The organism is Enterococcus sp. AMC2644 (assembly GCF_058216475.1).
Genome location: NZ_CM177095.1, coordinates 2,001,175 through 2,027,488, shown reverse-complemented (window position 1 = coordinate 2,027,488; position 26,314 = coordinate 2,001,175). Strand labels below are relative to the sequence as shown.

At 35.1% G+C, this 26,314-nt stretch carries 24 protein-coding genes and 1 riboswitch; of the genes, 6 read left to right on the top strand and 18 right to left on the bottom strand.

The features are described 5' to 3' along the window. Positions 1-7: 7 nt before the first annotated feature. From AC4BC5_RS09785 to AC4BC5_RS09730, 12 genes are all read right to left on the bottom strand, one after another. The gene (locus AC4BC5_RS09785; RefSeq protein ID WP_490495214.1) at positions 8-1,420 is read right to left on the bottom strand and encodes an oligosaccharide flippase family protein; all 1,413 of its coding nucleotides are present in this window, start codon (positions 1,418-1,420) and stop codon (positions 8-10) included. Between the two features lie 14 nt (positions 1,421-1,434). Next, a complete protein-coding gene (locus AC4BC5_RS09780; protein ID WP_490495213.1) occupies positions 1,435-2,589 on the bottom strand; it encodes a hypothetical protein in 1,155 nt (384 codons plus the stop codon). 41 nt (positions 2,590-2,630) lie between these two features. Further along, on the bottom strand, positions 2,631-3,806 hold the full coding sequence (locus AC4BC5_RS09775; protein WP_490495212.1) for a glycosyltransferase family 4 protein: 1,176 nt from the start codon (positions 3,804-3,806) through the stop codon (positions 2,631-2,633). A 12-nt stretch (positions 3,807-3,818) separates the two neighbouring features. Continuing rightward, a complete protein-coding gene (locus tag AC4BC5_RS09770; RefSeq protein WP_490495211.1) occupies positions 3,819-4,625 on the bottom strand; it encodes a LicD family protein in 807 nt (268 codons plus the stop codon). Between the two features lie 4 nt (positions 4,626-4,629). After that, positions 4,630-5,388 carry a DUF4422 domain-containing protein gene (locus AC4BC5_RS09765; protein ID WP_490495210.1) on the bottom strand — a complete coding sequence of 253 codons (759 nt, stop codon included), beginning with the start codon at positions 5,386-5,388 and terminating at the stop codon, positions 4,630-4,632. Then, the gene (locus AC4BC5_RS09760; RefSeq protein ID WP_490495209.1) at positions 5,389-6,051 is read right to left on the bottom strand and encodes a sugar transferase; all 663 of its coding nucleotides are present in this window, start codon (positions 6,049-6,051) and stop codon (positions 5,389-5,391) included. Positions 6,052-6,061: 10 nt separating this feature from the next. After that, positions 6,062-6,826 (bottom strand): tyrosine-protein phosphatase, encoded by a 765-nt coding sequence (locus AC4BC5_RS09755; RefSeq protein WP_490495208.1) that lies wholly within the window; start codon positions 6,824-6,826, stop codon positions 6,062-6,064. Between the two features lie 21 nt (positions 6,827-6,847). Further along, positions 6,848-7,546, bottom strand: a complete 699-nt coding sequence (locus tag AC4BC5_RS09750; RefSeq protein WP_490495207.1) for a CpsD/CapB family tyrosine-protein kinase — start codon at positions 7,544-7,546, stop codon at positions 6,848-6,850. Positions 7,547-7,555: 9 nt separating this feature from the next. After that, positions 7,556-8,341, bottom strand: a complete 786-nt coding sequence (locus AC4BC5_RS09745; protein WP_490495206.1) for a YveK family protein — start codon at positions 8,339-8,341, stop codon at positions 7,556-7,558. A 21-nt stretch (positions 8,342-8,362) separates the two neighbouring features. Continuing rightward, a complete protein-coding gene (locus AC4BC5_RS09740; RefSeq protein WP_490495205.1) occupies positions 8,363-9,313 on the bottom strand; it encodes an LCP family glycopolymer transferase in 951 nt (316 codons plus the stop codon). 30 nt (positions 9,314-9,343) lie between these two features. Beyond that, positions 9,344-10,423 carry a hypothetical protein gene (locus tag AC4BC5_RS09735; protein ID WP_490495204.1) on the bottom strand — a complete coding sequence of 360 codons (1,080 nt, stop codon included), beginning with the start codon at positions 10,421-10,423 and terminating at the stop codon, positions 9,344-9,346. A 290-nt stretch (positions 10,424-10,713) separates the two neighbouring features. After that, positions 10,714-11,940: a 3D domain-containing protein gene (locus tag AC4BC5_RS09730; RefSeq protein ID WP_490495203.1), complete on the bottom strand. Its 1,227-nt coding sequence runs from the start codon at positions 11,938-11,940 to the stop codon at positions 10,714-10,716. Between the two features lie 301 nt (positions 11,941-12,241). On the opposite strand from AC4BC5_RS09730, the gene AC4BC5_RS09725 reads away from it, so the two are divergent. Both AC4BC5_RS09725 and AC4BC5_RS09720 read left to right on the top strand, forming a co-directional pair. Then, positions 12,242-13,954, top strand: a complete 1,713-nt coding sequence (locus AC4BC5_RS09725) for an ABC transporter ATP-binding protein (protein WP_490495202.1) — start codon at positions 12,242-12,244, stop codon at positions 13,952-13,954. Next, positions 13,951-15,702, top strand: coding sequence for an ABC transporter ATP-binding protein (locus AC4BC5_RS09720; RefSeq protein WP_490495201.1), 1,752 nt, complete (start codon positions 13,951-13,953; stop codon positions 15,700-15,702). Before AC4BC5_RS09725 ends, AC4BC5_RS09720 begins: the two co-directional genes overlap by 4 nt. Before the next feature lie 148 nt (positions 15,703-15,850). Here the strand turns inward: AC4BC5_RS09720 and AC4BC5_RS09715 are convergent, their stop codons facing one another. The 4 genes from AC4BC5_RS09715 to AC4BC5_RS09700 form a co-directional block, all read right to left on the bottom strand. Then, complete coding sequence (locus AC4BC5_RS09715; RefSeq protein ID WP_490495200.1) at positions 15,851-17,257, bottom strand: aldehyde dehydrogenase family protein; 1,407 nt, start codon at positions 17,255-17,257, stop codon at positions 15,851-15,853. 108 nt (positions 17,258-17,365) lie between these two features. Further along, on the bottom strand, positions 17,366-18,514 hold the full coding sequence (locus tag AC4BC5_RS09710; RefSeq protein ID WP_490495199.1) for a glycoside hydrolase family 3 protein: 1,149 nt from the start codon (positions 18,512-18,514) through the stop codon (positions 17,366-17,368). Positions 18,515-18,535: 21 nt separating this feature from the next. Then, the gene (locus AC4BC5_RS09705; protein ID WP_490495198.1) at positions 18,536-19,828 is read right to left on the bottom strand and encodes a sensor histidine kinase; all 1,293 of its coding nucleotides are present in this window, start codon (positions 19,826-19,828) and stop codon (positions 18,536-18,538) included. Further along, positions 19,825-20,505, bottom strand: coding sequence for a response regulator transcription factor (locus AC4BC5_RS09700; protein ID WP_490495197.1), 681 nt, complete (start codon positions 20,503-20,505; stop codon positions 19,825-19,827). Before AC4BC5_RS09700 ends, AC4BC5_RS09705 begins: the two co-directional genes overlap by 4 nt. 126 nt (positions 20,506-20,631) lie before the next feature. On the opposite strand from AC4BC5_RS09700, the gene AC4BC5_RS09695 reads away from it, so the two are divergent. From AC4BC5_RS09695 to AC4BC5_RS09685, 3 genes are read left to right on the top strand one after another with little or no spacing between them, the layout of a single operon-like run. Then, positions 20,632-21,348, top strand: a complete 717-nt coding sequence (locus AC4BC5_RS09695) for a polyphosphate polymerase domain-containing protein (protein WP_490495196.1) — start codon at positions 20,632-20,634, stop codon at positions 21,346-21,348. Then, on the top strand, positions 21,338-22,012 hold the full coding sequence (locus tag AC4BC5_RS09690) for a DUF4956 domain-containing protein (RefSeq protein ID WP_490495195.1): 675 nt from the start codon (positions 21,338-21,340) through the stop codon (positions 22,010-22,012). Before AC4BC5_RS09695 ends, AC4BC5_RS09690 begins: the two co-directional genes overlap by 11 nt. A gap of 18 nt (positions 22,013-22,030) precedes the next feature. Then, a complete protein-coding gene (locus tag AC4BC5_RS09685) occupies positions 22,031-23,866 on the top strand; it encodes a carbohydrate-binding domain-containing protein (protein WP_490495194.1) in 1,836 nt (611 codons plus the stop codon). A 67-nt stretch (positions 23,867-23,933) separates the two neighbouring features. Here AC4BC5_RS09685 and AC4BC5_RS09680 read toward each other — a convergent pair whose 3' ends face one another. Continuing rightward, positions 23,934-24,473: a folate family ECF transporter S component gene (locus tag AC4BC5_RS09680; protein ID WP_490495193.1), complete on the bottom strand. Its 540-nt coding sequence runs from the start codon at positions 24,471-24,473 to the stop codon at positions 23,934-23,936. Positions 24,474-24,503: 30 nt separating this feature from the next. Further along, a riboswitch (THF riboswitch) is annotated at positions 24,504-24,600 on the bottom strand. A 102-nt stretch (positions 24,601-24,702) separates the two neighbouring features. Continuing rightward, the gene (locus AC4BC5_RS09675) at positions 24,703-25,272 is read right to left on the bottom strand and encodes a hypothetical protein (RefSeq protein ID WP_490495192.1); all 570 of its coding nucleotides are present in this window, start codon (positions 25,270-25,272) and stop codon (positions 24,703-24,705) included. Between the two features lie 301 nt (positions 25,273-25,573). Here AC4BC5_RS09675 and AC4BC5_RS09670 point away from each other — a divergent pair, with 301 nt between their 5' ends. After that, on the top strand, positions 25,574-26,047 hold the full coding sequence (locus tag AC4BC5_RS09670; protein WP_490495191.1) for a GNAT family N-acetyltransferase: 474 nt from the start codon (positions 25,574-25,576) through the stop codon (positions 26,045-26,047). The last annotated feature ends 267 nt before the right edge of the window (positions 26,048-26,314 follow it).

Here is a 26,314-nt window from a genome sequence, read left to right as displayed (position 1 = left end):
CTATTTTTCAATTATTTTTTTTAATTAACTCTAAGAATAAATTCACTTTGAGCAAAGTCGTTGTTATAAAGTATATAGTTATAGCAATAATAAATTGATATATATTAGTCGTAATCGAAGCATCCATTGAACCTGTCATAAATCGAGTTATACAATACATGAATATGCCCGAAATAAATATTTTTATAATTCTTTTTATATCAAAATGAAACTGAGTTGCTTTAATAAATGAGTGTGTTCTAACAATCGTGACAAAACATTCAGAAATAATATACGTGATTACAACACCATAAAATCCAATAGCTGGTAACAATACGATATTCCCAATAATATTGATAATTGACCCTATAATTACTGATTTATTGTACTCTCTTGTTTTACCAATCGGTAATAAATATTGTCTAGAAATTGCCATTCCTAATGGTACAACAACAATTAAAACTGTAAAGAATGGAATCACATTATTAATAAACAAAAAATTCTCTCCAAAAAACCATGGAACTAGCTTATCATAAACAACTAACATTCCAAACATAATCGGAATTGAAAAAAACAGTTGCAAATGAATCGTAGTATTCATAGTTTCTACAATTTTTTTTATATTATTTTTTGCAAACAAACCACTCATATGCGGAAGTAGCACAGTATCTAATGTAGTTATTATAGTAATGAAAACTAAATTTAAAGTTAAAGAATTCGTATAGTAACCAACGCTTTTTTCTCCTAAAAAATAACCCAACAAAGTCTTATTCAAGTTAGTATATAGTAAAATCGCAACTTGTGGAATAAAAAATTCTATAGATCCTTGAACATGTTTGAAACTATTTTTCAAGCTAACTCTTTCGAAATGAATATATTTTTTTAAGAAGAACCAAACTAAAACTTGTGAAAGAAAGATATTAGAAGCTTGAATCAATACATAGTTCAATGTATCATTTGAATTATTTACAAATAATATGATTAGGAAGAAAGAAATAACCTGCATCATTAAACTAACTAAACTGGTCTTTTTAAAGTCTTCAACCCCCATAAAAAACCAAGAGATATCAAATAAAACTGCAAACACGGTTAATGCTTGAATATAAAAATATACTGAACCATCTATTAAGAAAATAAGTCCTAAATAAAGAAAAACTGCAATCACTGATAAAATTGCTTTAAAAGAAAATATCTCCCAAAATACTACAGATATATTGTCTTTTCTGCTCCATGCTAACGCGATTTCTCTATTTCCATATAAACCTACCCCTAGGCCTGCAACTAATACAAAATACTGTGCGATTGAATTTGTATAATTGTAGACACCAATCCCTTCGGGACCAATAGCATTTGATACTATTGGTACAGTTATAATTGGAAGAATAATTTTGGTTACTTGAAACATAGTCTGATAAAAAAAATTTTTTACGACATTTTTCATTTTATTACCTCATTTTAATATATCCTATTACTATTCATCTTTGAAAGAATGTTATTTTTGAAGAATGGCAGTATTACCAAAAGAATAAATACATTATATTTATAATTGAATAGATAGCTTTCACTAAGTCCTAATGTTAAAAAAGAAATCAATACTATTGTTAAGTAATATTCTTTTACTTTAATTGTATAAATTATTAGTATTGTGTATAACGTTAATAATACTATTATCGTAAAAATTCCATATCTTATTAAATTATACATGAACGAATTATCTAGTATCATTCCTCTGACAGCACCAAAACTTTCAGAAACTTGTCTAGTTCCTATAATTTCAATATTTTTTGATCCAAACCAACTAACACCATAAATATTTATAAACTGACTAGCATAATATATTCGACCAGACAGAAACTCATTTAGTTTGTTAATAACAGAAGATCCTAAAAAATAATTTTTTGAAGACCACCAAGAAAGAATAGAATATAAGAACGGTAACAATACACTAAAATTCAATAATTTTATACTTTTGGAATTGGCAAAAAATCTAACAAAGATGACTCCTAGTGTCAACAACAATGTGACGATTAAAGTAGTACGTGAATCAGTTAAATTATATACCCCAATAGTCAGCAGAATAGCTAATGTAAAATCTACTATTGTCAAACTTTTATTTTTAAAAACATAATACTCAGCTAAAATTATAAAAAAGGCTATTCCTAAAGTGTTTGGATGATAGAATCCTAACGATAATCTAGGTTTACCATCTCTATACATCGTATACTGAGATATAATTCCTATTTGATAAGACAATACCACTAGTATAAATGCAACGATAGATAAGAAAAATGTCTTCTTTAAAAGGATTTTAATATCAATTCTACTTATTGCTATTCCTAGAATAATTATAGATAGTAATTGGATATCCCGATTAATTAATAGTGGTAATATACCTAAAAAAAGAAGACACATTAAAAAAATAAATTCTTTATATGAATATTTCTCCAAAAATATTACTAATAAGGCCAAAATTATTAAAAATGCAAAAAAAACTTTGCTAATAGTTACCAATGTAGTTACATATCTAAAATTACTCATATCAATTAAAATAGATAAAGCAAAGAAGATTGATAAAGCAGTTATAAATAATTTTCTTACATTTTCCATCATTCCTACACCTCCCAATTTAAAATACACAGATTTAGAAAATACTAATTTTTATTGAAGAAATCATTGTATTCAGACAAAACACTTTTTGCTGTGTTATCTATTGGAAAGTTATTCATCGCATAATGACAAGCTTTTTTTTGCATTACTTGTATTTCTTCATTAGGCATTTTCGATAATTTTAAAATCGCTTCTGCTAACTTCTTACTGTTTCCAGATTCAAATAATATTCCAGTATTGTTTGAATCAATAATTTCTACATTTGCTCCAGAATTACTAGCTATAACGACCTGTTGAGAAAACATTCCTTCCACTGTTACTCTCCCAAAAGCCTCTAAACTTGAAGGAACAAGAGCAATATCAGCTAATTTTCTATATTCTAATACTTTATCAGTATGAGAAATAAATTTAACATACTTTTCTAAGTTGTTATTCATTACATAATTTTTTAACTTTTTTTCATACTCAACGTTAGCTTCAATATCTCCAGTAGAACCAATAATATAAAGATCACCAATATTAGAAGCATTATCTTGCTTAACAATTTTATACGCCTCTAAAGCTAATAATTGATTCTTTCCTTTGGCCAACCTACCTACCATCAAAATGTTCATTTCAGAGGATATATTTTCTCTATAAAAATAATATCTTTCCTTAGGTATCCCATTATAGATTCTTACTAAATTTTTCAGCCCATATTTCCTTTTGTAATAATCAACTACTATATCTGAAATTCCTATACATTTTTCACTATTAAGTAAAATTTTTTTCATTTTATTTTCTTGACTAAACTCAATATTATGATCCTCAGCTAAAAATTCTCTTATATGGTAAATGTATGGAATATTCAACGATTTTGAACATTCCCCACTAATTGTACTTAATACGCTATTTATATGTACCAAGTCTATTTTTTCCATTTTTAAAAATCTACGAATTCTATAATAAGCAGGAATATTCAAAAAAATTTTTACTATAGTTTTTAAGTATTTTTTAAAAAAATTATCATCTATATTGTTAATTAATTTATATGATTTAATAACTTTGAAATTTATTTCCCTATTTTTCAATTCTCTTTCTAATATCCCATGCTTAGGAATAATCACTTTTATAGAATACTCTTCAGTCATATTTTGAATTTGTTCTATTAAATCTAACATTGATCTATTTGCACCAGTTAGATTATTATCATGTGCAAAAAAGCATATATTTTTTTTCATGAAATTACTCCATTATTCTATAAATGTTTGATGTTTATTTTTTTCATTGTCTTTTGGAGGTGTCATATAGTCGCCATACAATTGAGTTAAAATATAATTATAATTTTTGGGAGCTACCATATAGATATCTTCAAAAATATATTCGTCTGTTTCCTCGTAAATACTTTTGGGAAACATTTCTTTGAATTTGTAAGCACCCATAAAATTAATAACAAATGTGCTATCTTCGTAAGGATATTTTTTTAAAACTTTATCAATTTTATTACATAATTTTTCTTCATTTAATAAGTTTTCGATCTTAGTAATTTGTCCCAATTTAATAATAAATTGTTCAATTTGTGTTCTAGATGGATTAGTTACTGAAACATTATTAGATAGTTGAGATAATTTAAACACAGCTCTCAAACTCAGTAATTTAAATTTGTGTATTGCTAAAAAAATTCGATTAGTTGGTAGTCCATCCAAAGGAAATATATCTATCCATGCATTCCGTTCTTTCTCTGTTCCTGTTGAACGATCAATTAATCTTATTTCTGAACTTTCTATTTTTATAGGATAATCTGAATTTGTCCCATCTTGAAAAGTGCATAATTTGTACTTTAAAGACGGATTTTGTTTTAAATAAATAATTAGTTTTTCATACTCACTTCGAGGCATGCCAAAATCCATATCATCATCCCATGGAATAAACCCTTTGTGCCTTACCGCTCCTAAAAAAGTTCCTCCTAATAAAAAATATTGAAAATTATTTTCTCTACAAATATTTATAAAATATTTTGCAATGTTTAATTCCGCATCATGTATTTTCTTATTTTTCATATTTTTATCCTTTTTTTATTTTATTGAAAATGAATTTACTACCTTTTTTAATCCAATCTTGTTTTTCCATAAATTTTACAGGCAGTTCTTTATACTGAATATTATTAGCATCAATCCAAACATCTACTAATCGCTCACTAATAAATCCATAAATCCTAGATTGATAAGAATCATAGTCACTAATATCTATTCTATTCTCCAATTCAAAGAGTATATCAAATAGCCATTTAGAATATTCATCAAATTTCTCTTCTTTCATAATCATCATATTGAACCTATGAGATTTTTTTTCTTTCATAATTTTATCAAAAGACATGACATAGCTAGGATACAACTCAGTTATAATCTGTCTAGTTTCCAATAAGTCATTGATATTGTGATTATGTTTATAGTGAGATAATGTGTTTTCAATATAATAATTTCTCTTCTTAGGTAAAATAACGTCTATATTCTTAAATAGTTTCTCTAAAGTTTCTTTTTTTACAATTTCGTTTTTACTCGATGGTTCCATAAATAAGCGTCTGTAATGTACTAATCCAATATATTCTGCATCCAGATTTTTCCACGCCCAATATAATGCAGTCAGTTCACAGTAATTAGGGTTTTTTTCAGCAATATTATATCCCTGATCATCAGTGATATATTCCCGATATAATAATTTATCTTTATTTGGACCTACTGCTGTTGGAACAAAGAGACTGGTATCAGCTGGCATACCAGTATTTTTATGAGTAACCACCATAATTTTTATATCTTTTGACACTTAATATGCACCTTCTCTTTTAAAGACTTTAACAAATGTTCTTAAAATAATATTTAAATCTGTTAAAATACTCTTTTTTTCTATATAACTAATTTCTAAATATACACGTTCTGGATATCCAATATTACTTCTTCCGGACGTTTGCCATATACCAGTAATTCCTGGCTTCATTGAGAGAAATTCTCGTACCTTACCTTCTTTTTCATACTCTTTTAGTTCTTCCAAGATAATTGGTCTTGGACCTACCAAGCTCATATTTCCTATAAAAACATTAAATAATTGAGGAAGTTCATCCAAACTCGTTTTCCTTAGAAAAGAGCCTAGTTTAGTTATTCTAGGATCCTCATGTTGTTCTAGTTTATAGTCATTTTCAATATATTTTTGATATAACTCTTTATTTTTTCTTAAATGTTCATCTGCATCAGTTTTCATTGATCTAAATTTGTATATTTTAAATATTTTACCGTCTCTTCCCAAACGTTGTTGCACAAAAAAAACCGATCCATCTTGTTCTTCCAATTTCATGATTATAATTAAAATAAAAAAAAGTGGTGATAACATTACTAATGCGATAATACTAATTATTATATCTAAAAATCTTTTGATAAAAATATATACATAGTCTTCTTTTTTATTAGTGTCAGTATTTCCAGTCAATTTCATTTTTCTCCCCCTAAAACAATCCCAATTTTTTCTTTACAATTTTATTTGGTAGTGGATAAACAACTGAATCCCCATTTACAAGGTCTTTTGCTATTTGTTTCATTTGTTGGACTTTTTTCACACCAAATTTCCCCTCAATAATTTGATATGCTTCTTCCATATAAAAAGTTCTTTTTTTCACTCCATGGGCATCAGAAGCCACCATTTGCACTAAATTATGTTTCACCATTTCTAAAGCTGTTTTGCGAATTGATTTACCAAATGTCCCAACGATACTTGGTGCAGTCAATTGAGCCAAACAGCCCATTTCTAAAAAAGGAATCAATAAATTAGGATCTTCTCTGAATTTCGCATTTCGTTCTGGATGAACAATTACTGGTATTTTTCCCATTGCACGTAACTCAAAGAAAATTTGTTCTGTATACGCTGGTATATCCATCGTAGGAAATTCAATCAGTATATATGTATCGTCCAAATCAGTGAAGAGAATTTTATTCTGGTTGATTTCGTCAATCAAATCCCCTGTGATTCGGACTTCTTGACCTTCTAACAAGGTCAAGTTTAAGTTTCGTTTATCTAATTCAGTCTGCAATACAGAAACCGAATGAATGACTGAATCTTTAGGATTCTCATACCGTCCATTGTTATGATGAGGGGTACATAAAATATGTGTAATCCCTTGACTAATGGCTTTTTCAGCCATGGCAACACTTGCCTCTATGTTTTCTGCCCCATCATCGATTCCTGGTAAAATATGACAATGTAAATCAATCATTTCATTCGACTCCTTTAGTTATTAACTAGAATAATAATAATATCCTTGATCCTTGCTTTGTTCTGCACCATTGTACACGACACCTAAAACTCGAGCGTTTACTAAATGTAACAATTCTTTTGCTTTGGTAACCGCTTCTTTTTTTGTTACATTTTCACGAATAACTAATAGTGTTCCATCAACTTTGGATGCCATAATTTGAGCGTCGGTTACCGCTACAACTGGTGGCATATCAAAAATAACAATATCATATAAATTACGTGTTTCTTGAATAACTTGATCCATTCTCATCGAACCCAAAAGTTCTGAAGGATTCGGTGGTTTAGGTCCACTAGTCAGCACAGATAAGTTTTCGATACTTGTTTTTTGAGCTGCTTGATCTACCTTCGTACTAGTACTTAATACTGTGCTCAATCCTACTTCATTCGTTAACTGAAAAGTTTTAAACACGGTTGGTTTACGCATATCTGAATCTACTAATAATACTCTTTGCCCCGATTTAGCAAAGACAACTGCTAAATTCGCCGAAGTTGTTGATTTACCTTCACTTGGACCAGAAGAAGTAACAACTAATGTTTGTAATTTACGATCAACAGATGAAGCAAACTGAATATTCGTACGAATTGTACGATATTGTTCTGACACTGGTGATGAAGGGTCAACTAAAGTAATTAGGCTGACTGGGTTAGTTCTTTGTTCTTTACGATCTTTTCTTGCCATGATATCCTCCTACACGCGTGAGCGGCTACGTCTGGTAGCTGTTTCATCATCTTTCACTTTTTTTGTTGCTTTTTTAGGCATTTTTTGCGTTGTTGCGTTAATTTCTTTTTGTGTCATTTGTGGAACTGTACCTAAAATAGTAAATTCCAAATTATCAGTAACAAAACGACTATCTTTGACGGTTCTATCCAATAATTGCATCAGAAACGCTAAACCAACCCCTAGCCCCAATCCCAAAATCAATCCAATAGCCAAATTTAATTTGTTATTAGGAGAGACAGGATCCTCATTAGCTGTAGCCCTTGAGACTATTGTAGTTTTATCAACATTTGTTAAAACATCTTTGACTGTTTCTTGAAAGACTTCTGCCGCCGTATTAGCAATATGTTCTGCATCAATAGCTTTAGGGCTGGTCGCTGAAATAGAAAACATTTGTGAATTTTGTGATTGAGTTACATCTAATATATCTTTGATTTCTAGAGGTGTTAATTCAATATCATATTCATTAGATAATCGTTCTTGAACTTGAAGTGCTAACGCATCGCCTTCTTTAATAATATCTTTATAAGTATTTAACATTTGTAAATTATAATTAATATCATTCAAATTATTATTAGAACTTTCTGATTGCGGCAAAGTGACAATTAACTGTGCTCTTGAACTATACTGTGGCGTAATTACAAAAAATGTAATCGCACCTGCCAAGCCTACACCAATAAACATACTCACAATGATTAAAGCAATATGTTTCTTCAAAATTTCAAAAATTTCTTTTAAACTAATCGTTTCTTCCATCTTTTCTCCACTTTCTATCGATTACTTTGTATCTAATTGTTTTTTCAATTGATTTTGAACAGAATGTAATTCATCTTCGCTCACACGCTGATAGGATACGCCATCTTGCATAAAGCCATCTCCTTGCATTTGCAATTGATCGATGGTTGTAAATGCACTGCGGTAATCTAAGGCAATCTTTTGCATGTCGTTAAAGCTCATATCGGTTTTCATATTGCCCTCCATTGCATCCAGAATGCTACGGTATTGGGTAATGCCGTCTAAAGTCAATGCTTTTTTAACAATTGCTTCGACAACAGAACGTTGTCTTAATTGACGACCATAATCGCCACGAGGATCTTCATAACGCATTCTTAGATAAGTTAGGGCACGATCGCCATTTAAATGAATCGGACCAAAGTCATAGTGTTCTCCCCGACTTTCAAATTCTAAGTCATTATTCACATCGACCCCACCAACAGCATCCACTAACTCCTTAATTCCCATCATATTAATAGAAACATAATGGTCAATCGGAATATCCAAATATTTCTCAACGGTATCCATTGACATTGCTGCCCCACCAAAAGCATAGGCATGGTTAATTTTGTCTTGGGTGCCATAACCAACAATATCAACGTAGGTATCACGTGGGATACTGACTAAGGTTGATTTATTGTCGTTAGGATTGATGGTTGCTACCATCAAGGTATCTGAACGACCTTGCTCCGTTCGACCCAAATCCCCTGTATCGATTCCTAAGAGTAATACACTGAATGATTCTTTCTTGTTCAAATCGACTGGTTGCTGACGTTTCTTGGTTTCTTCATTTTTTCGCTCAACTGCTTCATAGGTTTGTTTGATGGAGCCTGATAAATCAAAGTACAATTTTGCCCCTACACCTGCTGCAATAACCACTAACACAGCAACGATTGCAAAAATCGTTAGAAAGACTTTTTTCCCTGTTGAACGATGTCGGCTTCTTCGTGACATGTCTCATTCCTCCAATATTGTCGAATAATTTTATTCAGTTGGTGAATCATTTGCTGGTTGCTCTTGATTAGAATTAACAGTTGTTGTTGATTCTGAAGTTGCTGGAGTCTCAGTATTTGATGTCGTCTCTGTATTTTCTACAGTACTTTCACTCGTATTCCCGCTATTATCAACTGGAGGAACAACTTCACCTTGATTGCCATTATCAGTTGGTGTTTCAGGGAACCATTGTTCTTCTGAAGATTCAGGAATTGGTTCTTCATAAATTGGCTCAGAATAAGTTGATTCAACAATAGGTTCTTCGACTGTTGATTCTTCCTCATACGTCTCTGTCACTTCTTCATAGGTTGATTCTTGAACTAAACCAACAATGTGTGACACCTCTTCGGCTAAAGCAGTGAATTTTTCTTTGAGTTTCTCATTACGAATGTCTTCAATTTTCGCTAAAACTTCCATATAATCTTCGTATGTGACAATCGCGCCCTCTTTCAATAGCTCATCAAAGCGTTTTTGTAAATCGCTTGCTGCTTTTACTTGATCAGAGGCACTTTTCAAGTAGGCTTTAACTACTTTTTGCCATTTATCCTCTGGGAAGGCTGCTACTTTTTTGCTGACTTCATCGACTTGGTCTTTTTTCAATTTATCTTGAATAATCATTTCATCTTTAAATTTGAACCAATCTGAAACTTCTTTGGTAAATAATTTATTGGTTTGTTCTTGGATACGTAATTTATCGGAAACATCCGTTAGGTTCTTAGAAATTTCTGCTTTTTGTTTTTCTAAGTCTTTGATGCCTGTAGGTAAGGAACCTTCTTTGATTTTAAAATCTTCTGCTGTTACACGAACAGATTCAAGATCACTTTTTACTTTCGTTACATCGGCTGTCTTTAAGCCTTTTTTCAAGAAATCTTTTTCTTTGCCTGCATAAAAGTCATTGACTTTTCTTTGTAGTTCTTCCAATTTAGATTTTTCATTTGTTACAGCCGTTTCTGCATAAGAAACACGCTGGTCATATTGACGGTCATTGTTTTTTTGATAGCCAATATAACAAATTCCAACAGCAACAACTGCGACAGCTGTCACTCCAAGCCCTTTCAGCATTTTATTCATTTATTGATTAACACTCCTTGTACTAATTTTTCTTCTTATTTTTAGTTATCATTCGCTTCATAACAGACTTCCATGCCAATTTTACTGCATCTACTGTATAAATGAAAGGAAAATTTTTTCATGGCATTTCCATTAACGTTTTAAAAAAACGTTCGTATTCTATTCTCCCCCCTGTATTGAAAGATTTGTATCCGTTTAAAAAAACATCTTTCTTTTCATAAAAGATCTTATTTTTACAACAAAACAATCATCCTTTAAAACAAGAATGATTGTATCGCTAGTTTTCTTCGTTATTGTAGAATGGTGACTTTGACATTGAATCGTCGTCCCCAGTTTTTGCATTCATCAACTGTTTTAAAATGGACATCGATAATATTGCCATTAATTGCGCCACCGGTATCTGCTGCAATGGCAACTCCGTAACCTTCTACTTCTACTAATGACCCCAAAGGAATGACATTCTTATCCACTGCAACGGCTTGTGGATTTTGCCTTAAATCTAGTCCAGAAGCTGTATAGAAGCTGGCACCTGGTTCAGAATATGAATAGGCTGTAGATTCCATGTATAATACCCGACCAGTTGTTGGTGATGCTTCTGGTTGGCTGGCTGGTTCTTCTTTTGGTGTTTCGGGTTCTGGTGTGTCTTCTTTTGCTTCAGACTCTATGGGTGTGTTTGTTGCGGTTTCAGTTTCTGAAGTTTGACTTTCTGTCACACTTGAACTTGCATTCGCAGTACTTGTTTCGGATTCGATAGTGGTTTCTTGTGAAGCTTTTTCCGACTCTGTTTCTTTTGCTTGGCTTTCGGCTAGTTGTTTTTCTTTTTCAGCCTTAGCTTCTTCACGTTTGGCAGCTGCTTTACGCTCCACCTCTGCTTTTAAACGTTCATTTTCAACAAATTTGCTTTGTGCAACAGATTGCAACGCATCCTGATTATCAGAAAGTTGCGCTTGTAAATGATCGATTTTTGAATCTAATTCATTGGCTTCTGTCACTAAAGCATGCTCGCTTGTCTCAAGCTCTTTTTGCGTAGTTATTGCTTTTTCTTCTAATTCTTGTAATTTAGCAACTTCTGTATCTAATTCATCTAGTGCATCTTTTTCAGCACTTTGTAACACCGAAATAGCGTACACACCGCTGACAAATTCTTGAATACTTGAAGCCTGTAATAAAAGCATCAATTTATTTTCTGATGCTCGATTTAACTGTAACGTTCTTAAACGATCTGCAACGAGTTGTTTTCTTTGAGCAATTTTGTCTTCCGTTACTTTCATTTCGTCTTTTGTAGATGCCAAGGTTGCTTCATTTTCGACTATTTTGTCTTTTAAGGCTTCTACTTCTTGGTATTTATGATTGACACCTTCCAATGCTAATTGTACATCAGCACTAATTGCTTCACTTTTTTGTAGAAGTGCTTCTTCTTTTTTATCCAATGACTCGAGTGACTCAGCACTTACTGTCAGTGGGGTTGCAACAGTCATTCCCAACAAACAAATTGCTAAAAAATTCTTCGCTTTCACGAATTCAACACCTTCCTTTTGTTCTTCAACTTTGTTCATTATACAAAAGTAGACTACTTTATTTGTTGCAATTCATTTACAGATTATTACAATTCACCAAGACAGAGGATATTTTTGATACATAACATAACTTATCAGTGTTAAATAGCTTTCAAACGTTGATTTGATAGCATTCCATTTCGTAATACCCTTGTAACATACTGACGCTTTTCTTCTTTAATAGCGCTTTAGTTCTTGCGCCTTTCTTTCATTGTTTCTTTACGTTACAATATTGCTATCTTATTATTTTAAGGAGGAAATTATGTTTCGTTTATTACATTATGCTAAAAATTATCGAAAACAGATTTTTCTCGGTCCTTTTTTCAAATTTTTAGAAGCAATTTTTGAGCTTGTTTTACCATTGTTAATGGCAATTTTAGTGGATGAAGGGATTCAGAAAAACAATTGGTCTAAAGTAATGGAAATGACCATTTGGATGGTGATTATGTCGATAATTGGCTTGCTCTGTGCAATGGTTTGTCAATACTTCGCTTCCTATGCTTCCCAAGGTTTTGGGACGGAACTACGCAATCAATTGATGAAAAAAATCAATCAGCTGTCGCACCAAGAGTTGAATCAGTTTGGAACAGATACGTTGATTACTCGGACGACAAATGATGTGAATCAATTGCAAGTTGCCTTAGCTATGTTGATTCGTTTGGTTGTTCGTGCGCCTTTCTTAAGTGTGGGGGCAGTTGTGATGTCCTTTTATATCGATTGGCAAATTGGGTTGATTTTCCTATTAATGTTGCCTCTATTTTGTTTCGTTTTGTTTTTTATTATTGTTAAATCAGTTCCACTATATAAAAGCGTCCAACGCCAGCTAGATCATGTGAATGAATTGGTTAGTCAAAACTTAAGTGGCGTTCGTGTGATTCGTGCCTTTGCTCGTCGCCAGACAGAAATCAAGCGGTTTGATGATGCAACGGATGAATTATCGAAAGTCTATTTGCGGGTAACTAATCTTTCTGCCTTATTAACGCCTGCAACGACTTTAATTTTAAATCTTGGTGTGTTGGCTATTTTTTACATTGGTGGATTTAAAGTGAACATCGGTCATCTGCAGCAAGGACAAATCTTGGCGTTAGTGAATTATATGAATCAAATGTTATTGGCATTAATTGTTGTGTCTAACTTAGTGGTTCTCTTTACACGTGCAGCTGCTTCTGCAAGCCGTATTAATGAAGTTTTAGATGTCAATTCTTCCATTCAATCTGTTAAAACCGCAGAAACGTTCACAAATGATGGTAGTCTGTCATTCGAACAAGTTGATTTCCGCTTTGCGCCTGAATTTGGTTTGGCCTTAGAAAACATTAATTTTGCTATCCCAAGCAACGCAACAATTGGGATTACTGGGCCAACTGGTAGTGGGAAATCAGCTTTAACTCAACTGATTCCACGTTTTTATGATGTTGCTGCTGGTTCGGTAAAAGTTGCAAACAAAGATGTTCGTGACTGGGATTTGAAGGCTTTACGAAAAACAATTGCCATGGTGCCACAAACGGCCGTCTTATTCACCGGAACGATTCGTGAAAATTTGCATTGGGGAAAAGACGATGCTACGGACGAAGAATGTTGGGAAGCCTTAGAACTAGCACAATCACGTGACTTTGTTGCAGCCTTGCCTGATGGTTTAGATACGATGATTTTTGAAGGTGGGAAGAATTTCTCTGGTGGACAAAAGCAACGCTTAACGATTGCTCGCGCATTAATTGCCAAACCAGCAATTTTAATTTTAGATGACTCTTTGAGTGCATTAGATTACCAAACGGATTTAAATTTACGGCAAGCTTTAAAGACACTTGAAGGAACCGTTATTATTATTTCACAGCGCATTCGTTCAATCCAAGATGCGCAACAAATTTTTGTGATGGACGCGGGAAAACTAGTGGCTAAAGGCACGCATGAGCAGTTATTACAAACATCGCAAGAATACCAAGAAATTGTAGAGTCACAAGAGGAGGGCATCCAATGAAAACAAAATCTTTTGATTGGAGTAGTCTCAAACGATTTTCCCCATACTTATTACGCTATAAAAAAGAAAATATGGCAGCAATGGTTTTAGGAATTATCACTGGTTTAACTTCAGTGTATATGACGTTTCTAATTGGGCAAGCCGTCGATCAATTGCTTGGAAAAGAGGCCGTCGCTTTTAGTCAGTTATACAAAATCTTAGGCCTATTTGCAGGAATTGTCGGAGTGACAACCATTAGTCAATGGTTCATTCAGCGCTTAGGTAATCGTGTCGCTTATTTGGCGGCTGCCGATTTACGAAAAGATGCTTATCAAAAGTTAAATCAGCTGCCCTTGCGTTATTATGATCAAACCTCTCACGGCAATATCGTTAGTCGCTTTACCAATGACATGGATAACGTTTCGGTCGCTGTATCGGCAATTTTCAATCAGCTATTTTCAGGTGTTTCGGTTGTCTTATTGGCTTTGTTCATGATGGTTCGCATGAGTGTGGTGTTAACAATTGTTGTCTTATTGTCCACACCAATTATTTTCTTAGTAAGCTGGCTTGTTGCCCAAGCTTCACAAAATGATTTTCGCCAACAACAAGAAATTGTCGGACAAGTTTCCGGCTTTATCACGGAAATGGTTGGCAATCAAAAAATTGTCAAAGCTTTCCAACAAGAAGAAACGAACCAGCAACGTTTCGAAGCCATTAATCAAGAATTATATGTTCGCGGACAAAAAGCGCAGTTTTCTTCTTCTTTAACCAATCCATTGTCACGTTTTGTCGATCACTTAGCGTATGTGGCTGTTGGTTTTACCGGTGCCTATTTAATTTTTTCAGGTAGTGAGTTGGTTACCATCGGGATTGTTTCCAGTTTCACCATTTATTCCTCTCAATTTTCTAAACCGTTTATTGAAATTTCAGGGATTACGACGCAAATTCAAACGGCTTTAGCTGGTTTAACTCGAACGTTTGATTTAATCGATCAAACGTCAGAATCCTCAGATGAAACTGGACAAGAATTAACGGCGATTCAAGGCGAAGTGTGTTTTGAAGAAGTTGATTTTGCTTACGATCCTAAACAGCCACTAATTGAAAACTTCACTTTTACGGCTGCACCAGGGGAATCAATCGCTATCGTGGGAAAAACAGGGGCTGGTAAATCGACATTAGTTAATTTATTGATGCGCTTTTACGATGTAGATAGTGGGAAAATTACCATTGATGGTGTAGATATTCGTGAATTAAAACGTGACAATTTACGCCAACAATTTGGCATGGTCTTACAAGATACTTGGTTGTTTGATGCTTCTTTGCGAGAAAACTTAACTTATGGGAATGCAAAAGCAACGGACGAAGAAATCTATAGTGCCTTGAAAAAAGCCTATATGTATGATTATGTCATGCGTTTGCCTCAAAAATTAGCTACACCGATTGGGCAACAAGGAATTAAAATTTCTGACGGTCAACGACAGTTGCTAACGATTGCACGTACTATGATTAGTAATCCAGCAATGTTAATTTTAGATGAAGCTACCAGCTCTGTAGATACCTTAACAGAGAAAAATATTCAGTCGGCTTTTCTAGAAATGATGCAAGGCCGCACAAGTTTTGTGATTGCCCATCGCCTTTCCACCATTCAATCTGCTGATAAAATTTTAGTGATGGATGCTGGGCACATTGTTGAACAAGGGACACACGAAGAACTACTTGCGCAAAAAGGCGCTTATTATCAATTGCATCATGCCCAGTTTGAACAATAGAAAACCAGCGAAAAAACAAAACGTTTTTTCGCTGGTTTTTGCTAGTCATTGAATCCTCGGAACGTATAAAAGAAAAGACTGTAGATTTCATCCGTTTTTTGGGATTGTATCTACAGTCTGAAGCAGTCCGCAGACTGCTTTTTGCTTGTTATAAGAAAATCGCTTTGGTTTCTAGGTAATCTTCTAGTCCATATAAGCCATTTTCACGGCCTAAACCAGATTGTTTGTATCCTCCAAAGGGCGCTTTTGCCGTTCGTTGGCTACCATTAACAGTTACATTCCCTGTACGCAATTTACGTGCAACTTTCTCGGCTTCTTCTTTGGGTCCAACAACGGCTCCTGATAGACCATAAATGGTGTCATTCGCAAGCTCAATTGCTTCTGCGACTGTATCATAGGTCAGCACGGTTAACACTGGACCAAAAATTTCTTCTTGAGCAATCCTCATTTCATTCGTAACGTTCACAAAAACAGTCGGCTCAACAAAATAACCTTTACCAGCAATTGCCTGTCCGCCAACTAAAATTTCTGCGCCAGCTTCTTTGCCTTTTTGAATATATTCCAAGACGGTTTCTCGTTGACTTTCTGATACCATTGGACCAACGCGTGTGGCTTCATCTGCTGGATCGCCTACTTGAATGGCTGCGTAATATTCTTTTAAGAATGCTTTGGTTTTTTCCAATTCATCTTTAGGAACCAACAAACGTGACAAAGCCGAACAAGTTTGGCCTTGGTTATCTAAGACAGTGCTTGCAGCGGCTTCAACGGCAGCTCTTAAATCTCCGCCTTTTAGGTAAACCATCGCTGATTTACCGCCTAATTCCAAAACTAATTTTTTGACGGTTGTTGCGGCGTGATGATAAAGATTTTTCCCGACTTCTGTTGAACCAGTAAAAGAAATGACTTCCACGTCAGGATGCGCTACTAAATAATCACCCGCTGCTTTCCCACTGCCAGTAATCAAATTGAAAACACCTTTAGGTAGGCCAGCTTCTTCCATAATTTCAGCATACAAAATAGCGGTTAGTGGCGTATTACTTGCTGGTTTGACAACCACCGTATTCCCTGCTAATAAAGCTGGGGTGATTTTTCGTTGGATTTGATTAAAGGGATAATTCCACGGAGTCACACAAGCCACCACGCCGAATCCTTCTTTTATGATTTTGGCATTGTCGATCGTTTCCTCAAATGGAAAAGAGGCGAATTCAGAAAGCGTGGCTTCCATTTCACGAATGGATAACGGGACTTGGGCATTTTTTGTAAATTGTTTGCTTGCACCTAACTCTTGAATAATTATTTCTTGAATATCTGTTTGACGACGTTTGACGATTTCTAAAACTTTTTGTAAATACTCTGCACGCTCACGAGGTGCCAGTGCGTTCCACTTGGGAAAAGCTTTTTTGGCGGCAGCGACTGCGTGATCAACATCCTTATTTGTCGCTTGAATTACTTGGGCGATGACTTCTTCGGTTGCAGGATTGACTACATCTGAAAATACTTGAGAATCGGCTGTTTGCCATTTACCATCATAAAATAGTTGCTCATATTTCTTCATACTGTCTTCCTCCTTTAATAATGAAGTGCTTATTCTTACGGTAACATTTGCACAAGCACTCGTCAAAAAATACACCTTTTTCAGAAAGCTCCGAAAAAGGTGCATCGTTTAAAGCAAACCTAAGTGTTGTTTCCATGTTAAGACGCGACGAACGGATTCGTTCAACTGCTCTTCACTGTACTCACCATTTTGAACAGCTTGAATCACATAAGGAATCTGTTGTTGGTAGCTAGAAGACATGACTAAATCATTTCCTGCTTGTAATGCCTTTAATCCCGCTTCTTCCTGTGAGATGAAATTGGCTAAACCTGCCATATCCATATCGTCAGTCATCACTACACCATCAAAGTGTAATTGCTTGCGTAAGACTTCATGAACTTTTGCTGAGATGGAAGCTGGTGCAGCGGAGTCTATACTAGCGATAATATTATGGGACACTAAGATACTATCTGCCCCTGCTTTAATTCCTGCTTCAAATGGTTGATAATCGGCTTCAACTTCGGCTAATGAGCGCTCATCAGTCACAATCTCAACGTGAGAATCACGATTATTGCCATAACCTGGAAAATGTTTCAACGTAGAACCACTTTTGGCTGCTTTTAACGTTGTCACTACTTTTTCAACAAATTCGCTGGTACCTTCTGCATCTAAACCAATCGTACGGTCGTAAATAAACGCATTTGGATCAGTTGCCACATCGGCAATTGGAAACAGGCCGGTATTAATCCCTAAATCCGTCAAAATCGCAGCTTTTTGCTTGGTATCTTCAATAATGCCATCCCAACCGTTTGCTGCGTAAATTGCTTGTGGTGAAGCAAATGGTTGCGCAACTAAATTCGGGTTTTGACTGATACGAGTAACCGTCCCACCTTCTTCGTCCGCACCAATTAACAATGGTAGGTGACTTGCTTCTTGATAACTAGCAATTTTTTGTTGTAAACTCTCCTGCGTTTCACTATCTGTATCACGACCAAACAAGACATAGCCACCTAAATGATAGGTCTGAATATCTTCTATTTGATTAATCTCCGGTACACGGACAAAAAAGAGTTGCCCAACTTTCTCTTCTAAAGTCATTTCAGCCAGCAATTTATCTAACGGGTCCTCTTGACTAGATGAGCTAGTAGAGGATTGATTCGTTTGCTCAGTCTCTTTCTCATTTGATTTTTTCTCATCCTTTGTAAAAAAGAAATACGTGCCGATAATCACGACAATTAATACCAATACTTCAACTGTAATAACAAGTTTTTTTCCCATACGCTCTCCTTTCACGTTAACTTAACTCAATGGCAACTGAATACAAAAATCAGCCCCTTGAGGATCTACATCTCTCACCGTAATGGTTCCTTGATGTTCTTCTACAATTTGTTTCGCAATAGCTAAGCCTAAACCGTAGCCTCCGGTTTCTTTTGAACGCGACTTGTCTTCTCGATAAAAACGATCAAACAAATGCTTTTGGGCTTCTTTAGAAATACTTGGTCCAGTATTTTTGACATGTATTTCCCATGATTTTGCTTTTTTAGTTGAGATTACCTCAATTGTATCGCCTTGCTTTGTATACTTTAACGCATTATCTAATAAAATGACAATAACTTGATACATTCTCTTGCGGTCGATAACTGCTAGCGGTGAATTTGCTACGGCTACTGTAAAAGATTTCCCTTCGAGCTCTGCCATTTCCTGAAAAGGTAAGACCAATTCAGTTAAAAAGGTGTCTGTTGCAACGGACTCTTTTTCCAACATCAATTGATTGGCATCGCTTCTTGCAATCGTTAATAAATCAGCTGTCAGCCCTGTTAAGCGCCGTGTTTCATTAAGAGCCTGTGCAATATTTTCCGATTCGTCCAAAATGGTATGGTCTGGTTTACGAAAAAGACTTTCTAAACGATTGTGGATAATAGTTAATGGTGTTCGTAATTCATGCGAAGCGTTCTCCACAAACTCTTGCTGTTTTTGCCAAGCTTTTAACACAGGTTTCATCGAAATTGCTGACAACCAATAACTAATTCCAATTGATAATAGCCAAAATACAACCATGCAACCAACCACAATCACACGAAAGTTCGTTAGCGAATGTTGAATCTGATTGACGTTTGATAGAATTTGAACGTATGCGATTTCATTATCAGTGTATTCTTTTGTTAAGGAATGAAAAACTAAAGCATCGTCCTCATCTTGAATCGTAACGGTTCGAATTTCTTCCAATTGACTGGTTTGCAAGCGCAGGTTTTCCATTTGCGAAAATCGTCCACCTAACGCTTCTTTATTTAAAATCTCGCCCTCTGTTGACCACAAAATGATTTGCGTATTAAATCGATTGCTTGATGGGCTTTTGGGAGGTTCTTTATGAAAATCCTCAGGGAAGGCATCGTCACGGTAACGGGCAATTTCTTGTTGGATAAATTCAGGATTACGATTCATCTCAGTTATTGCTTGATCGGTTTCACGATAAGCTGTTTGACTTAACAATTGTAAAATAATCATTCCTAAGAAGACAAAAATTAGTGCAAAAGCACTGATATTCATTAAGAAAAAATTTCTTCGTTGTTTATAAGAGAGCCTTTTGTTCATCCTTCCTCCCCTTTCAGCATATAGCCGACATTTCTTAGTGTTCGAAAATCTTTTTCTAGCCCCGTAGGACGAAGATGCTTCCGTAAATGACTCATGTATACTTCGACTACCGTCACCGTTGTTTCCGAATCAAATCCCCAAATTCGATCGAAAATTTGTTCTTTAGTTAAAATCATTCCTTGATTTTGTAAAAAATAAACCAACAAATCAAATTCACGCCCTTGTATGGGCAAAACTTCCTTATCATAGAGAACTTCTTTACTTGCTAATTGGCAAGTAATCGTTCGATAGGTCAAAGTATTTTCATCAAATAAACCCAACGAGCGTTTGAGAAGTGCCTTCATCCGCATCACTAGTTCTTCCCGATAAAAAGGTTTGGTTAAATAATCATCGGCACCTTTTTGAAATCCTGCTATCTTATCTTCGAGTCCATCTTTGGCTGTCAAAATTAAGACTGGTGTTTGATCGCCTTGTTTACGAAGTTCTGCTAACACTTGATACCCATTCATTTCTGGCAACATCAAATCAAGAATAATTAAATCATACACCCCTGATTCCGCTTCATATAATCCTTCGTTGCCTGTATAGACTTGTGTTGCTTCACCTAATTCTGTGACAATTTCTTTAATTGTATCCGAGAGAATCACATCATCTTCAATCAATAAAAATTTAATCATATCCTTCACCTTCTTTAAGGATATCATACCATTTTTAGCTTAATTCAACCTTAAATTCTCGCTTAAGCTACGTTTAAGGTTCACCTTTTATGATGTCCCCAGAAAGAAAATCAAGGAGGAGTTACTATGAAACTTAAGAAAGTCTTTCAACGAAAGGAAAGCAAATATCTCTTTCAACAAAAACAGTTTGCTGCATTTTTTCAAGAACTGCAACAGTATATGACCGTTGATCAGTATGGCTTACACACAATCCGTTCCTTATATTACGATACTGACAACTATCACTTTATTCGTCATTCGATGGATAAACCACAATATAAAGAAAAGTTTCGAATTCGTAGTTATGGTACACCAACCAAGGATAGTCTCGTTTTTTTAGAAATAAAAAAGAAGGTGAAAGGCATTGTCTATAAACGACGCATCCCCTTAACATACACAGAGTATCTGGCATGGGAGCACACAGGAAAACTTCCTACAGCTCTTGAGCATTCACAAATTACGCAGGAAATTAATTGGTTGTTTTTAAAACATACCGATTTACTTCCAAAAGTTTTAATTTCGTATGATCGCCTCTCTCTTTATTTAGAAGAGGATGACGATTTTCGTGTGACCTTTGATCAGAATATTCGCTATCAAACGAAAGAAATGACCTTAGCTGCCGATCGTGGCGCATTGGTTGCACCAGAATTAGATGTCTTAATGGAAGTTAAAGCCATGGGTGCTTATCCTTTATGGTTTGTCGAATTATTAACGAAACATCATGTGCAAAAAGGCAGTTTTTCAAAATATGCACAAACATATCAACGTTACTTATTTAAGGAGGAATTATTTTATGTTGTCTAGTCTATTTACAGAAGGTTCAGGAGATATTCATATTCAGGAGCTGATTATTTGTATCCTGAGTGCGCTCGTTTTAGGAATGCTGGTGGCTTTCATCCACATGTATCGCAATGTTTATACTAAAAATTTCGTGATTACGCTGGCTGTTTTACCAGTGCTTGTTCAATCGGTAATTATGCTGGTGAATGGTAATTTAGGAACTGGGATGGCGGTTTTGGGCGCATTTAGTTTAATTCGTTTCCGTTCAGTTGCTGGGGGCGCTCGGGAAATTACAAGTATTTTCTGGTCGATGGGAATTGGCTTAGCCACTGGAATGGGTTATGTCTCTTACATTGCTGTTTTTTCTGTGGTTGTCGCTGGCTTTTTATTAGTAATTTACCGAACAAACTTTGGTAATCAAAAAACGGCAGAACGCGAATTAAAAATTACGATTCCCGAAGATTTAGATTATCCTGATTTATTCACTGATATTTTTGAAACCTTTGCTTATACTACTCATCTCGAGTCTGTTCGTACAACCACTATGGGCAGTCTATATGAATTACGTTATAGCTTATTACTTAAAGACCAACAGCAAGAAAAAGCATTGATTGATGCCATTCGTGTACGTAATGGTAATTTACCAATTGTTTTAGGTAAAGTCGCTACCAATCGGGACGAATTATAGAAATGGACGTGAAAGTTTATGAAAAAAATGTTGTATGTTTCGCTAGCGAGTGCCTTATTCTTAGGTGCTTGTGCCCACAATGAAACAACTGCCACAGAAAGTACGGATGCTACTAACAAAGTCCTTCAATTAGCTACTACAACAGAAACAGCTGGCTCATATGCAGAGGAAGACTTCCTTACTGCTGACTCAGATAGTCAAGCAATTCAACTATCTGAGCACACTGAAGAAAGCGATGGCGTGACTGTTGATAATCAGCTAGTCACCATTACTAAGGCGGGTACCTATACACTGACAGGTGAACTGACTAACGGTCAAGTTCTTGTTCATGTTGGAAAAGAAGAGCAGGTTCATCTCATCTTAGACGGTGTCACCATTACCAACAACTCTGGTCCTGCTATTTTGATAGAGCAAGCTGAAAAAGTAATTACCACTCTAGCAAATGAGTCAACTAATTCTTTAACAGATGGCACTGATTATCAACTTGAAGCCGAGGCAACTGAACCGGATGCTGCTTTCTTTAGCAAAGAAGATTTAGTGCTAAACGGTGAGGGCGAATTAGTGATTAATGGACAGTTCAATAATGGCATTCGTAGTAAAGATGACTTGATTTTAATTTCTGGCAATTACACAATTCATGCGAAAAATAATGCGCTAAAAGGGAAAGATTCTGTTCAAATCAAAGATGGTCTTTATACGCTAACAACAACAGAAGGCGATGGCATTCAAGCAAATAATTCGGAAGATGAAACAAAGGGTTTTGTCACCATCGATGGCGGGAGCTTTTTAATTACTTCTGGGCGTGATGGCATTCAAGCCGAAAGCAATCTGACCATTCAACAAGCAGATATGACCATTCAAACAGGCGAGGACACACTTTCAGCTGATGAAAGTTATAAAGGTCTAAAAGCTGGTAAAGCAATTGCGATTCAAAGTGGGACGATTGCTATTGATAGCGCCGATGATAGTCTTCATAGTAATGGGGATATTACGATAACTGATGGCAAGTTAAACCTAGCTTCAAAAGATGACGGAATTCACGCAGATAATCAGTTAACAATTGATGGCGGAACGCTGGCAATCACAGACTCTTACGAAGGATTAGAAGCAAGTGTTGTTACTTTAAATGCTGGGACTGTCACAGTGGTTGCTAGTGATGATGGGGTCAATGCAGGCGGTAGCTCTGAAGCAGGAACATCTGACGCAGATTCCTTTGGCGGACCTGTTGGTGGCCCTGGCGGTGGCGAGCAAGCAGATGATAGTAAACAAATAATTATCAATGGCGGCACCCTAGCAATTGATGCGCAAGGAGATGGCTTGGATAGTAATGGAAAAATTCAAATGACTGGTGGTACGGTGACTGTCAATGGCCCTACTGGTAACGACAATGGTGCACTTGATTACAATGGCACTTTTGACTTGACTGGTGGAACCCTCATTAGTGCAGGAAGTAATGGGATGGCGATGAATGTTTCTGCTACTTCTACCCAACCTTCCTTGGGAATCTATTTTGATAGCATCCAAAAAGCAGGCTCCATCATTAGTTTACAAGATCGTTCTGGTAACATAGTCGTCACCTATCAGCCAAGTAAAGACTTCCAACATCTCACAATTTCTTCTGCCGATTTAAAAGTCGGTGAAACTTATACGTTAATTAGCGGGACTGAAGCGAACAGCAGCGCTCAAAACGGCTTATATGACGAAGGGATTATTAATGGTGTTGAACTTGGAACGCTCACACTTTCTGATACGATTACTAATGTGACCGAAGCTGGTGAAGAAGTGACTCAAACTGACATAATGGGTGACAGACCTAGTGGTATGATGGGCAATCCTGGAGAAATGCCTCACTAATAATAAAAAAGGAGGACCTCAAATGGTGTCCTCCTTTAGTGGATGTTTAACTCTATTTTTTTAGCATTTATGCTGTAAATTTTAAATTTTTAGTTAATCGTTTCATCGGAAGTACACGACCGACAAAATAAATCATTGCAGATTGAACAGGTAACATAATCACCGATTTAACTAAACGCGGTGCCCAAATTACCCAGCTTGTTAATGGTTGATTGTACATAATTGCTAACCAAATCGGTGTCAGGATGAGACCAATAATAATCGTGTTAGTTAATGTACACAAAATCGCATTTTTCCAGGTTATTTCTTTATTGTAGAAAAAGAATCCATAGATTGCTCCACCAACGAAAGCATTCAATGTGAAGCCGATGAAAAAGGTTGATTTGGCGAACAATGCCATCCCAATCAAATCAGCAACCACTGCACCTATGCCTGTCCAAAAAGGCCCAAACAACATTCCCATGACCATTTCTGGTACAAAGGTAAACGTAATTTTAAGGTACTGTGATTCGAATCCAACAATACGCGTCAAGACCACCATTAAAGCGATCAAAAGTCCCATGCTTGTAATCATGTGTGCGTTGACTTTTCTTTTCATTTCTAGCATCTCCTTAACGAGCTGCTACACAAATAAATATGCAGCGAATGCGAAAACAAAACCGCGGATAACATCCTTCGTCCAAGAGGCAACATCCCATCCTCTCAGCACTTAACGCTTTGTCTTCTACTCTGTTTTATTTGTAGATTACTCTACGCCTTGAATATAGCACAGGAAATAAGTTTGAACAATAAAATACACTTAATTTTTCGTTATTTTCCGTAAATATTCTGAAAATCTATTTATTAACCTCTTTGGCTTGTAAGAAAACTGGGACATCAAATGCTTTACTCAATGATTTCATCACGAAGAAAGCAATATTGTAATCAACTAGACTATGAATAAAACCACCTAAACCAATAAACCCAAACACGAAAACGAAAAGATTACCATCATATGTCGCACCAGCACTATTGCCGGCAAGGAAGAAAATGGCTACGACAATCGCTTCTACACTAGCATGAATGAGACCAATAATAACATTGTATACTTGAAATTTTTTATTACTTAAAATGATTTCTGGATGTTTTTGTAAATAATTCGCACCGATCACCGCAAAAACGATATGTGACAAAGCACGTAAGGCAATAATAAATGGGGCTGTCATCATAAAACCAAATGCCGTACCTAAGGCAACTGCAATGGCAATACTTGGTGAAAAGAACATCGCTACAAATAATGGCACATGACTCGCTAAAGTAAAAGAAGCCGGACCAATCACGATTTTAGGCATTACCATGGGGATAATGACTCCCATTGCTATTAATAACGCTGCGATCGTTAATTTTCTTACAGAATTAGTTTTCATTTTTTCTCCTCCAATGTGTCAAGACACTTCAAACTGAACCTATTCTATCCGTAAAAAAGCAAGGTGTCAAGACACTTTCGTCTAAATTCGATTCTTTCGGTCATTTTTCATCCGGCACAGCTAATTGGATTTTCAGCGCGGTCGAATTACTAAACTAAGTACAACATACAAAATCATTCATATTTACTGGTACTTCCATTATTGATACAATAAAAGAAAATTTCCCAGAGATAATTTGAATAAAACGCTGCGATAGAGAAGAAGCATCTTTAGATTACTAGATAGAAAAGAGGAAAATGAATTGGCTATTTTTTTAAGAAAAGTAAATAAGGTAAATATTGACTCCATATTAAAACTAAGTGTAAAGGAAGAACAAAAATCATTTGTTGCTGACCCTTGTAAAAGCTTAGCTTATGCTTTTGCTAATAAAGAAGTCACAGATGCTTTTGGAATCTATTCAGACAGTATATTAATTGGCTATGTTTCAATTATATTTGACGAGGATGAAAATATGTTCAATTTATGGCACTTTTTTATTGACAAACATTTCCAAGGTCAAGGGTTAGGGAAAAAAGCTCTAGTAGCTATAATAAACAAAGTAGAAAGCATGGCTGAAGGAATTACGAACAAAATTGCCTTGGGTGTAGAACCCGATAATATAGCCGCAATTAAGCTATATAAACTATTAGGATTTGAAGATACTGGTCATAAAGATGAAGATGGAGAAATTATTATGATATACAATTTTAGCATCAATAATAAGCAGTTAGACTAAAGTAGAGAACTCACTGGAAAGTACTTCACACGGCGTTTTCCAACTTAAGTATTTTCTATGAATGATAGATTTGATATATTCTTCCGAAACGGATGTTACATCTATTCTAAAAAACATTTATTTTCAAAAAATAGTTTACGAATTATTTCCTAGTACGAAGTCTAGTCTAATATCCTCTTTCGACTATATTTTCTCTTAGTATTGTGATAAAACTTTTATGCTAAAGAAGAGGAACACACTCTAAATTTCGTAGCATTCCTATTCAGC